This is a genomic window from Rhizobium sp. A37_96, assembly GCF_053521765.1.
The window spans coordinates 477948-490116 of sequence record NZ_JBNWDS010000002.1; the positions used below are offsets into that span (position 1 = coordinate 477948).

The window sequence follows — 12169 nt, forward strand, 5'->3', positions numbered from 1 at the left end:
AACCCTCTCCCCGCATGCGGGGAGAGGGGACGACAGAGTTTTTGGAATGGATCGCTTCGACTACATCATCATCGGCGCCGGCAGTGCCGGCTGCGTGCTCGCCAACCGGCTCTCGGCCGACCGCAACAACAGGGTGCTGCTGCTGGAAGCCGGCGGTAACGACAATTACCACTGGATCCACATCCCGGTCGGCTATCTCTATTGCATCAACAATCCCCGAACCGACTGGTGTTTCACCACGTCGCCGGAGCCGGGCCTGAACGGCCGGTCGCTGAACTATCCGCGCGGCAAGGTGCTCGGCGGCTGCTCCTCCATCAACGGCATGATCTACATGCGCGGCCAGGCGCGTGACTACGATCTCTGGCGCCAGCTCGGCTGTGCAGGCTGGGGCTGGGACGACGTGCTGCCCTATTTCATCAAGTCCGAGGATCACTATCGCGGCAAGGACGAGATGCATGGCGCCGGCGGTGAATGGCGGGTCGAGAAGGCGCGCGTGCGCTGGGCCGTGCTCGATGCCTTCCAGGCCGCCGCCAGGGAGGCCGGCATTCCGGAGACGCCGGATTTCAATCGCGGCAACAATGAAGGTTCGGGCTATTTCGACGTCAACCAGCGTTCCGGCATCCGCTGGAATACGACGAAAGCCTTCCTGCGGCCGGCGATGAAACGAGGCAATCTCACCGTCTATACAAAGGCGCAGGTTCGCCGCCTGATCGTCGAGGGCGATGCCGTCACCGGCGTCGAATTCCAGCATGACGGCGTGGCCAAGCGTGCCTATGCGACCAAGGAGACGGTGTTATCCGCCGGCTCGATCGGCTCGCCGCATATTCTCGAGCTTTCGGGCATTGGCCATGGCGAGGTGTTGGGGAGGGCCGGCATCGAGGTCGTGCGCGAGGTAAAGTCCGTCGGCGAAAACCTGCAGGATCATCTTCAGCTCCGCCTTGCCTACAAAGTAACCGGCGTGCCCACGCTGAACGAGAAGGCGACGAAGCTGATCGGCAAGGCGGCGATCGGGCTGGAATATCTCATTCGCCGCTCCGGCCCGATGGCGATGGCGCCGAGCCAGCTCGGCATCTTCACGCGATCCGGGCCGGACAAGGAGACGCCGGATCTGCAATATCATGTACAGCCGGTCTCGCTCGACAAGTTCGGCGATCCGGTTCATCCCTTTCCGGCAATCACCGCCAGCGTCTGCAATCTGAGGCCCGAAAGCCGGGGCTCCGTGCATGCCCGCAGCCCCGATTTCGCCATGCAGCCGGCCATCAGCCCGAATTATCTTTCCGCCGCGCGCGACCGGGAGATCGCCGTGCGCTCCATTCGCCTGACACGGCGGATCGTGGCGCAGCCCTCATTCGCCCGGTTCCGGCCGGAGGAGTTCAAGCCTGGGCCGGCCTATGAAACCGATGCGGATCTGGAGCGCGCCGCCGGCGAGATCGGCACGACGATTTTCCATCCGATCGGCACATGCCGCATGGGCAGCGACGCGCAGAGCGTGGTCGACCCCCGCCTGCGGCTGCGGGCGCTGGCAAGGCTGCGCATCGCCGACGCCTCGATCATGCCGTCGATCACATCGGGCAATACCAACTCGCCAACCATCATGATCGCCGAAAAGGCAGCCGAAATGATCCTTGCCGACAACCGCTGAAGGCCTATGGATGGGTGGAGGCGAAGACAGGAGATTTGCATGGACAGCCAGGACGAGGTCATCATCGAGCGGCGCGGATCGGCCGGCATCATCCGGCTCAACCGGCCGAAGGCGCTGAACAGCCTGACATTGCCGATGGTGCGGGTCATCGCTTTGGCACTGGAGGATTTTGCCGCCGATCCCTCGGTCGCGAGCGTCGTCGTCATGGGCGAGGGGGAGCGTGGTTTCTGCGCGGGCGGCGATATCCGCCTGCTGCACCAGAGCGGCAAGGAGGGTTCCGATGGCGCGGAAACCTTCTGGCGCGAGGAGTTCCGGCTTAACCACGCGATCTCGCGCTACTCCAAGCCCTATGTGGTATTGATGGACGGCATCACCATGGGCGGTGGCGTCGGCCTCTCGGCGCATGGCAGCCACCGCGTCGTCACCGAGCGCACGCGCCTTGCCATGCCCGAGACCGGCATCGGCTACTTCCCCGATGTCGGCGCCACCTGGCTGTTGCCGCGCGCACCGGGCGAAGCCGGCACATGGATGGGGCTGACCGGCCTTGCCGTGGGTGCTGCCGATGCGATCCATGCCCGCTTTGCCGATCACTGCGTGGCATCTTCGGCCCTGCCGGCTCTGGTGGACGCGATTGCGGCGCTGCCCGCCTCGGCCTCTGCGGAAGATGTGCATGCGCTGATCCGGACGATGGCGGCGGATGCCGGCGAGAGCCGGCTTGCCGTAAACCGGGATGTGATCGACCGCGCCTTCGCGGGAGATAAGGTCGAAGACGTATTGCAGGCATTGGCCGGCGAACCGGGAGAATTTGCCGCCGAAGCGGCCGGCGTGATCGCCAGCCGCTCGCCGACCAGCCTGAAGCTGACACTGCGGCTGCTGCGAGCCGGGCGGACGAGCGCCAGCCTCGCCGAATGCCTCAATCGTGAACTCGGCGCCTGCATGGGCATATTGTATAATCACGATTTCTACGAAGGCGTGCGCGCCGCCGTCATCGACAAGGACCGCAATCCGAAATGGTCTCCGGCCAGCCTTTCGGACGTGGCGCCAGACGATATCGACCGCTTCTTCATAGCGGCGCAGCCGCCGCTTTTCGCGACGTAGAACGGCTTGGTTCATCAGGGAGTTTCTGAACCGCTCTGTCGCATAGCTTCAACCGATCATGGGAGGAAAACATCATGACACGGATCGCATTCATCGGCCTCGGCAACATGGGAGGCCCGATGGCCGCCAATCTCGTCAAGGCCGGCCATGCCGTTACTGGTTACGACCTCTCGCATGACGTGCTGAAGGCGGCCGAGGCATCGGGCGTCAAGCCCGCGAGCGTCTTGACCGAGGCGCTGGCCGACGCCGAAGTGGTGGTGACCATGCTGCCGAAGGGCCAGCATGTCCTCACCGTCTGGACCGACCTGCTGCGCTCCGTGCCCAAGGGAACCCTGCTGATCGACAGTTCCACCATCGATGTCGACAGCGCCCGCAAGGCGCATGCGATGGCTGGCGATGCCGGCTGCCTCTCGCTCGATGCGCCTGTTTCCGGGGGCACCGGCGGGGCTGCGGCGGGAACGCTGACCTTCATGGCCGGCGGTTCGGCAGAGAGCTTTGCCGCCGCCAGGCCGCTGCTTGACGTGATGGGCAAGAAGATCGTCCATTGCGGCGATGCCGGAGCAGGGCAGGCGGCGAAAATCTGCAACAACATGATCCTCGGCATTTCCATGATCGGCGTCTGCGAGGCCTTCGTGCTCGGCGAAAAGCTCGGCCTTTCGCATCAGGCGCTGTTCGACGTCGCCTCGACCTCGTCCGGCCAGTGCTGGTCGATCAATACCTATTGCCCCGTGCCCGGACCCGTGCCGACCTCGCCCGCCAACAACGACTATAAGCCCGGCTTTTCTGCCGCCTTGATGCTCAAGGACCTGCGCCTGTCGCAGGAGGCCGCTCTCTCCAGCGGCGCGTCGACGCCTCTGGGTGCCGAAGCGGCGCAGCTCTACGCGCTCTTCGAAAAGCTCGGCAATGGCGGCCGCGATTTTTCGGCTATTATCGAGATGTTTCGCGAGGCGAAGTGAGGTTGGGTGGATAGTTGGGTGGGCGCAAGGCTGCCCCTCACCCCGACCCTCTCCCCGCAGGCGGGGAGAGGGGGAGCCGTGCCCCAAGCCGCTGCTGTTTGCTGAGAGGCGTATTACTTTGTGAAGTCGTTTCCCTCTCCCCGTTCACGGGGAGAGGGTTAGGGTGAGGGGCCATGCACGAAGGCGCAGCATCCGCGAACATGCCCGACCTACCGATCTCCGCAGCCACAACTTACCGCCACATGCCGCGCATGCGCGCACCGACATCGACACGCACCTCTCGCGCCCGGACGGCGGCGGCGCTCTCGGCCCGGGCCTGCGGCCAGCCGCAGACCTCGAAAAACTGCAGCAATGTCGCCGGGATGAAGCGCGTGCGTGAGGCGAAGACATGCTTGTCGCCCTGTGCATGCTGGCCGTGAATGAAGAATCGTTGCGGAGTGACGAGGTCGAGATTGTCCTTCGCCCGGGTCATGGCGACATAAAGCAGCCGCCGCTCCTCTTCGATCTCGGCGGATGATCCAACGGCGAGATCGGCGGGAATGCAGCCGTCGACGGCGTTGAGAATGAAGACCTTCGTCCATTCCTGTCCCTTGGCGGAATGGATGGTCGAAAGAATCAGATAGTCCTCGTCGAGCAAAGGCACGCCGGCCTGGTCACTGGTCGCGTCGGGCGGATCGAGCGTCAGTTCGGTGAGGAAGCGCTCGCGCGAGCCGTAGCCTGCGGCAATCTGTTCGAGCTGGACGAGATCGGCCTGGCGTGTCGCGGCGTCCTCATGAGCCCGCTCCAGATGCGGCTCGTACCATTGGCGAACCAGGCCGATTTCCGCCGGCCAGCCGGCCTTGCCGCTTTTGACCTCCTGCATCGTCTCCACGAAAGCGGTCCAGTCGTCTCCGGTGCGGGGCGGTGGTGGAAGCTCCGCGAGGGCCGCGATGGGGCTTGCCTCTTCGCCGATCTGGTCGAGGACGCGTTGCGCCGTGGAGGGGCCGACGCCCGGCAGAAGCTGCATCAGGCGAAAGCCCGCCACGCGGTCGCGCGGGTTCTGGGCGAAACGCAGCGCCGCCAGCATGTCCTTGACATGAGCGCTGTCGAGAAACTTCAGGCCGCCGAATTTCACGAAGGGAATGTTGCGCCGCGTGAGCTCCACTTCCAGCGGGCCGCTATGGCTCGAGGTGCGGAACAGCACGGCCTGCTGCTTGAGCCTTGTTCCGCCCTCGCGGTTTTCCAGCAGCTGGTCGGCGATGTAGCGCGCCTGATCGGCCTCGTCGCGCACCGTCACCAGGCGCGGCCGCTCCGCGCTTTGCCGCTCCGTGCGCAGGTTCTTGGTGAAGCGCTCCGAGGCGAGATCGATCACGGCATTGGCGGCGGCGAGGATCGGTTGCGTCGAGCGATAGTTTCGGTCGAGCGTGACGATATCGGCCGACGGCGTAAAAGCCTTGGGAAAATCGAGAATGTTGCGCACGGTGGCGGCACGGAAGGAGTAGATCGACTGCGCATCGTCGCCGACGACGGTCAATCCCCGGCCATCCGGCTTCAGCGCCAGCAGAATCGATGATTGCAGCCGGTTGGTGTCCTGATATTCGTCGACCAGGACATGATCGAAGCGGCTGCCGATATCCTCGGCGATCAGCGGCTCCTGCAGCATATGCGCCCAGTAGAGCAGCAGGTCGTCATAATCGAGCACGTTCTGCGCTTGCTTCGCCTCGACATAACAGGCGAAGAGATCGCGCAACTGCTGCTCCCACATGGCGCACCAGGGGAAGAAGTCGCGCAGCACGCCGTCGAGCGGCGCTTCCGCGTTGACGGAGCGGGAATAGATGGCAAGGCATGTCGCCTTGGTCGGGAAGCGGTTCTCCGTCTTCGAAAAGCCGAGATCGTGGCGCGCGAGGTTCATCAGGTCGGCGCTGTCTTCCCGGTCGTGGATCGTGAAGGCCGGATCGATGCCGATCTGTTCTGCATAGTCCCGCAGCAGGCGCGCGCCGATGCCGTGAAACGTGCCGCTCCAGGCCAGCGCATCGGCGGTGATGCCGGCATTCGCACCCAGCACCTCACGGCAGATCCGTTCCACGCGGCGGCCCATTTCGGCGGCAGCGCGGCGCGAGAATGTCATCAGCAGGATGCGGCGCGGATCGGCACCCTTGACGATCAGGTGCGCCACGCGATGGGCAAGCGTATTCGTCTTGCCGGAGCCGGCCCCGGCGATGACGAGCAGCGGCCCGGCGACATGACCGTCGCCCGTGGTCGTGCCGTGCTCTACCGCCAGCCGCTGCTCCGGGTTCAGCTTTTCCAGATAGGCGGCAGTCATCAATTCTCCTGACCGGACGGGAATTCGGGGCGCGACAGGCAACGAATCGCAAGCGCGAAACCTATCGCGCGTTCTATGGATGTTCCGAATCGCCAAAGCCTGTCAAGATCGGTGGAATTGCACGCAGATGTGAGCTTCGGCGCAAGAAACTTCTTGGGATTTGCCTGAATACCGCTCGAAAAGAACTTTCTTCGTGCTTATGTATGGCTATGGCGTGGCATTTTGAGTTTTTGGAGTGTCGCAGTGCGTAGAGTGAAGGTTTCAGAAAATGAACGACACGATCGCCACTGGCCTGCGTCTGCCTAGCGGACTGGTGGCTCTCCCCGGCGGGCGTCTTGCGCTTGTCGAAATGGATGCTAGCCGCCGCTCCCTGAAGCTTTTCGACACGAGCGGCGCCAACAAGGAAGTGTGCCGGATCGGCGGCAGTCCGACCGGTATAGCGATCGACGGCGATGGCTGCTTCTGGGTGGCGGATGGCCCGGAGGATTCTCTTGTGAGGCTTTCGCCGCAAGGGCGGGTTCTCCAGGTGATAGAAGGAGGCGCGGACGGTCCGTTTCTCCATCCGAATGCCCTGGCCTTCGGGCCTGACGGCCTGCTCTACATGACCGATTCCGGCATCCGCCTTGCCGATCTCCTCGAAGGCGGTCACATCCATCCCGATTTCTTCAAGGCCGCTTACAATGGCTGCGTCTATCAGATCGATCCGGCGGAGGGCCGGGTCATTCGCGTGCTGGCCGCCGGCCTGCTTCTTGCCGGCGGCATCGCCTTCGGGCCGGACGGGCTGCTCTATTACAGCGAGACATTGACCGGGAAAATCTATCGTCAGATCGTCGGCGGCCGCCAGGAGATGTTCGCGCAATCGATGACGTCGCCCGCCGTGAACATGCTGCGCGGGCCGGCCGGCCTCGCCTTCGATCGCAGCGGCATGCTGTATTGCGCCATGTATGGGCTGGGCGAGATCTGTCTGATCGATAGCGAGGGCAGGATGACGGGCCACATCCGCACGGACGGCACGCGGCCGGGCAATATTGCCTTTACCGTCGATGGCAAGCACTTGCTCGTCAGCGAGCAGGAAAAGGGTGTGGTGGAGAAGATAACGGCGCCACGTCCCGGGCTGCCGCTGCATATGCCGAACATTTCCTAAAGCGCCGCGCGATCTTTCCGATTCGCCTCTTGCGCTTTGGTTTTCCGCTGTTTCGCATGTCGTCGCCGCAAAACTGCTGCACATTTTTACGCGACACACGTCAGCTCGGCCTGGCGGACGCGCCCGGTCTCCGGGCGCGTCCTTTTCAAATATCTGCCGCTTATTCGGCTGCGGGGATCTGCTTGTTGTCCTTGCCGGACGTGCCGTCCGCCTGCTTGCTATCGTTGGCAACCGGCTTGGCATGACGGCGGCGCCAGTCGCCGAGGAAGAGCAGGATCGGCGCTGCGATGAAGATCGACGAGGCGCCGGCGACAAGGATGCCGAACACCATCGGGATCGCGAAGCTGGAGACGGCGCTGCCGCCCCAGATCGCCATCGGTAGCAGCGCCAGGAAGGCCGTGGCGTTGGTATAGAGGCTTCGCGCCAGGGTCTCGTTGATCGACTTGTCGATGATGTCGCGCAGCGGCATCGACTTGTAGAGCCGCATGTTTTCACGCATGCGGTCGTAGACCACGACCTTGTCGTTCACCGAATATCCCACAAGCGTCAGGATCGCGGCGATGGCCGTCAGGTTGAAATCGAGGCCGGTGATCGCGAAGAAGCCGATCGCCTTGGTGACGTCGAGGACCAGCGTCACGATGGCGCCGACCGCGAACGGCCATTCGAAACGGAACCAGATGTAGAACAGCATGGCCAGGCTGGCGATCACGACAGACAGGATGCCGGCCCAGGCAAGCTCGCCCGAAACCTTCGGACCGATGACGTCGGTGCCTTCGATGGTCGCGGTCGGGTCGATCTTGACGATTTCCGCCTTGAGCTTGGTCACAGCGGCCGTCTGCGCCTCTTCGCCGCCGTCCTGGCGCTGGGCGCGGACAAGGATGCTGTTGTTGTCGCCGAAGGACTGCAGTGCGATTTCGCCGAGGCCGAGCGTGTTCAGGCCCTCGCGGAACGTCGCCAGATCGGCTGCGTCCTTGGTCTTGACCGACATCTGGATGCCGCCGCGGAAATCGACGCCGTAGTTGAGGCCCGGATGGATGAACAGGACCACCGAGGCGATCGACAGGATCGCCGAGACGGTGACGCCAAAGAAGCGGGCCTTCATGAACTGGATATGCTTGTCATAGGGGCTGAAGGGGATCAGCGGCCTGATGTTGATCACCTTCAGCTTGCTGCGACGGGTGATGGCGATCATCACGACGCGCACGAAGGCGACGGAGGTGAACATCGAGATGATGAGGCCGAGACCCATGGTCACGGCAAAGCCGCGAACCGGGCCGGAGCCGAAGTAGAACAGGATGGCGGCCGCGATCAGGGCCGTCATGTTGCCGTCGATGATCGTCGAATAAGCCTTCTTGAAGCCGTTATCGATGGCGGCGAAGGCGCCGCGGCCCTTGCGGGTTTCTTCGCGGATGCGCTCGTTGATGAGAACGTTGGCATCGACCGCAAGGCCGATACCGAGGACGACACCGGCGATGCCGGGCAGCGTCAGCGTGGCGCCGACCAGCGTCAGGGCCGAGAAGGTCAGGATGGTGTGGATGAGCAGCGCAACATTCGCGAGAATGCCCCAGGCGCCGTAGAGCACGAAGATGAAGGCGGCAACCAGGACGAAGCCGAGCAGGCCGCTATAGATGCCCTTCTGGATCGCGTCGCTGCCGAGGTCGGCGCCGACGGTGCGCTCTTCGATGACGGTCAGCTTGGCAGGCAGCGCGCCGGCGCGCAGCAGGGCTGCAAGCGTCGTGGCGCTGTCGGCGGTGAAGTTGCCGGAAATCTGGCCCGAACCGCCGGTGATCGGCTCGCGGATATTCGGTGCGCTCAGCACCTTGTCGTCGAGCACGATGGCGAAGGGCTTGCCGACATTTTCGCGGGTGATTTCCGCAAAGCGGTTGGCGCCGGCGCTGTCGAAACGGAAGGTGACGAGCGGCTCATGCGTGTTCGGATCGAAGCTGACGCGGGCGTCGGTCAGGCGGTCGCCCGACAGTTCGATACGGTCGAGAACCGGATAGCTGTTGCCCTGCTCGTCCTTGAGGATGGTGACGCCGGGGCCTGGGTTGTTCGGGTCGGCATTGTCGGCCAGAAGATGGAAGGACATCTTCGCGGTCGAGCCGAGAAGCTCGCGCAGGTGCGACGGATCCTGTGCGCCCGGAAGCTGCACGAGAACGCGGTTCGGTCCGACGCGCTGGATGGTCGGCTCTGCGACGCCCACCTGGTCGACGCGCTTGCGGATGACTTCAAGGCTCTGCTGAACGGCGGAATCGACGTTGGCCGCAATACCCGCCTGCGAGAAGGACATGGCGATCGTTGCGCCATTCGGCGTGATCGCCAGGTCGGACTGACCGGCCGAAAGGCCGGACGTGACCGTGTTGGCGAGCGTCTGCAGCTGCGTCACCGCATCGCCGCTCTGCGCGGGATCGGTGAGCGTCACGACGACCTGGTTGCCGTTGCGGACGATCGAGCGGGTCTGGATGTTCTTGTCGCGCAGCACGCGGCGCGAATCCTGCTGCAGCGATTGCAGCCGGCCGTTGGTCAGGTCCTTCTCGTCGACTTCAAGCACGAGATAGGAGCCGCCGCGAAGGTCGAGGCCGAGGGAAACTTGGCTATGCGGCAGCCAGGACGGAATTTTGCCGAGAACTGACTGCGGCAGCACGTTCGGCAGGGCGACAAAAAGGCCGATCACAATGATCACCGTATAAAGTGCCACGAGCCATGGTGAGGTACGCATGGGTATTATCCTTGAAAATACGCTTATGCCGGCGGTCTGGCCGCTGGCGGACTTGAGATCATGTCGGAGATGCAGCGCGTTCGCGCCGACCGCTCAGGCGATGTCGCTCGGAGGGGCGCGGGCGAAATAGGCGCGGAATGTCAGGGATTCGAGCCGCGAGACATCGCCTGGATGGCTCGGCTGCCAGGGCGTGGCCGGATATCCGAGGGAGGGAAGGGCGGCAAGCGTTGCAGGCCCTATATCGTGCCATGTGACCTTCGGCGTCGCCAGCCGATCGGCGACGACGATGCCGCGAACCGGATCCCGCAAGGAAAGATAGAGCGGCTGGGTTTCTTTGCCCGAGGAAAGGGCGTCCGCATCGGCGCGGGTGGCGAGATTGATGCCACCGCCCAGCGCCAGCCCGATATAGGCGAAAAACGCGACGAACAGCGAGGCGATCACGCGCGCGCCGGCACGGTTCGTCCTGTCGTCTCTATCTTCGCTGTCGGCGGCGACGCCGAATTCGAGCGGGCTCAACGGTCAGAAATGCCTTCTTTGTTCCTTTGCCGGCGCGGACTCCGGCGGTTCGTTCATGATATCAGGGCGCCTCGCGCCTTCATAGTGCGGCCTGTCATGATGCACTTGTGCGAACCGGTCAACCGTTCCGGCGCGATTTCTTAATTTTCCGTGGTCCCCGTTTCGGCGGATGACGGCCTGGGCGCCAGGCAGGATGCCGGAACGCGATAGGCATAGAGCGTCTCGCCCTTCATGTCCCCATAGGGCGGCGACCAGCTTTTGATAAGCTCGGCCTGACCGCCGGGACAATCGAGCGGAGCATTGTCGACGAACAGGACGGAGCCGGTCACGTCGGCCGGCAGGGAGAAGTTCTGCTCGTAATAGCTCTTCGGGAAACCGCCGAAGTTGCGGGCATGGATGCGGAAGGGCTCGCCTTTCAGCGTGTAGTAGAGATCGGCGAGGATATCGCGGTCCTGAGCAACGATGTCGGTCATCTTTGCCGTCGTGGCGATGTCGGCGATTTCCCGGCTTATCATGCTGCGGCCAACATAACGCTTCATGACGAGATCGCCGTTCGGCAGCTTGATGTCCAGGGCGAAGACCGTCAGCACCGGAATGACAAAGGCGACGACGGCGCCGATGATCAGCGAGGTGGTCAGCCCCTTCTTCGTCAGGCGATAGAGCAGCCAGACGGCGAGAATGGTGCCTGCGGCATAGGCGGAAACGGCCCAGTTGGCATAGGCTTTGGCAAAGAAGGCCTGCAACGCGATGAGGATGACCACCGGCATGGATAGCCAGAACAGCAGCTTCTCCCGGTCGTCGCTCTGGCCGCGGATCAGCCGCCATGTCGCCCACAGCATGGCATAGAAGACGACCGGCCCGACCACGCCGAACTGCGCGCCGATGAAGCCGAGCCCGCTGAGCAGCTGCTTCAGCACCCCGCCATTGCCGCCGCCCGAACCCCAGTGGGCGATGGTCTGCGTATGTCTCACGGTCGCCGCTTGATGGGTGACGTTCCACCAGAGATTGGGCGAAACGACGACGGCGCCGACGATCGCCGCGATTGCGACGTCCCGCCAGGCGATGCGCGCCGAGCGCAGCGTCAGCATGGCGATCCCGACTCCGGGCAGGAGAAACAGGACGGAATATTTCGTCAGGAAGGCGATGCCGAGGCTCGCGCCGAGGATCGCCGCCTCAAGAGCCGAGGAGCGCCTGGTGAGGCCGATAAAGGCCCAGATCGCGATCGTCACGAACAGGATCTGGATGGTGTCGGTCGACACAAGGACGGCGGAGAGCGAGGCAGCCGGAAGGGTGATGAAGATGACGCCGACCCAGGGCGCGATCTCGCGCCCGGTCTCATCGTCGATCAGCCGCCGTGTGGTGCACATCAGCATCAGGGCGGTGGCAAGGTGGAAAAGCGGCGCCGATACGCGGATCCAGAATGTCGAGTCCGATCCGGAGATCACATTGAAGAAGCGGATGACCCACGCGATCATCGGCGGCTTGGAATAATAGCCGAAGTCCAGATTCTGACCCCAGAACCAATATTGCGCCTCGTCGACGAACAGGTCCGTGCTGTTGACCAGCAACATGAGGACGCGCCAGAGCGTCACTCCGAAGATGATCGCAAGGGCCAACCCCAGCGAAAGTTTCTGGGCATTTGTTCGGGATTGGGTCGTGTCGAGCATTAAGGGATGGATCTCGGTGCCGGGTCGTGAGGCTTAATACGGAACTATTGCGGCCAAAGCTAGCTCCCGGCCGTCTGTAAAGCCGCCTGGACAGTGCCGGCCTGGTCGCGGAGGACCAGGGATCC

At 63.6% G+C, this 12169-nt stretch carries 8 protein-coding genes; 4 read left to right on the forward strand and 4 right to left on the reverse strand.

The genetic code is table 11. From position 1 onward, the window contains the following. The first annotated feature begins 46 nt into the window (after window positions 1–46). The 3 genes from ACQZ6J_RS08790 to mmsB all read left to right on the forward strand — a co-directional run bounded on the left by ACQZ6J_RS08790 (window position 47) and on the right by mmsB (window position 3696). Window positions 47–1642, forward strand: coding sequence for a GMC family oxidoreductase (locus ACQZ6J_RS08790; protein WP_449083433.1), 1596 nt, complete (start codon window positions 47–49; stop codon window positions 1640–1642). Between the two features lie 39 nt (window positions 1643–1681). Continuing rightward, window positions 1682–2740 carry an enoyl-CoA hydratase/isomerase family protein gene (locus ACQZ6J_RS08795; RefSeq protein WP_449083435.1) on the forward strand — a complete coding sequence of 353 codons (1059 nt, stop codon included), beginning with the start codon at window positions 1682–1684 and terminating at the stop codon, window positions 2738–2740. Window positions 2741–2814: 74 nt separating this feature from the next. Continuing rightward, window positions 2815–3696 carry a 3-hydroxyisobutyrate dehydrogenase gene (gene mmsB, locus ACQZ6J_RS08800; protein ID WP_163984729.1) on the forward strand — a complete coding sequence of 294 codons (882 nt, stop codon included), beginning with the start codon at window positions 2815–2817 and terminating at the stop codon, window positions 3694–3696. 232 nt (window positions 3697–3928) lie between these two features. On the opposite strand, the gene ACQZ6J_RS08805 is transcribed toward mmsB, so the two are convergent. After that, window positions 3929–5998 carry an ATP-dependent helicase gene (locus ACQZ6J_RS08805; RefSeq protein ID WP_449083437.1) on the reverse strand — a complete coding sequence of 690 codons (2070 nt, stop codon included), beginning with the start codon at window positions 5996–5998 and terminating at the stop codon, window positions 3929–3931. A 268-nt stretch (window positions 5999–6266) separates the two neighbouring features. Here ACQZ6J_RS08805 and ACQZ6J_RS08810 point away from each other — a divergent pair, with 268 nt between their 5' ends. Next, window positions 6267–7142 carry an SMP-30/gluconolactonase/LRE family protein gene (locus ACQZ6J_RS08810; RefSeq protein WP_449083439.1) on the forward strand — a complete coding sequence of 292 codons (876 nt, stop codon included), beginning with the start codon at window positions 6267–6269 and terminating at the stop codon, window positions 7140–7142. 160 nt (window positions 7143–7302) lie between these two features. Here ACQZ6J_RS08810 and secD read toward each other — a convergent pair whose 3' ends face one another. The 3 genes from secD to ACQZ6J_RS08825 form a co-directional block, all read right to left on the reverse strand. Continuing rightward, window positions 7303–9861: a protein translocase subunit SecD gene (gene secD, locus ACQZ6J_RS08815; RefSeq protein ID WP_163984726.1), complete on the reverse strand. Its 2559-nt coding sequence runs from the start codon at window positions 9859–9861 to the stop codon at window positions 7303–7305. A gap of 93 nt (window positions 9862–9954) precedes the next feature. Then, window positions 9955–10377, reverse strand: coding sequence for a hypothetical protein (locus ACQZ6J_RS08820; RefSeq protein ID WP_449083441.1), 423 nt, complete (start codon window positions 10375–10377; stop codon window positions 9955–9957). A 140-nt stretch (window positions 10378–10517) separates the two neighbouring features. Then, entirely contained in the window at window positions 10518–12044 is a 1527-nt protein-coding gene (locus ACQZ6J_RS08825) for an ArnT family glycosyltransferase (RefSeq protein WP_449083443.1), read from the reverse strand. Between the last annotated feature and the right edge of the window lie 125 nt (window positions 12045–12169).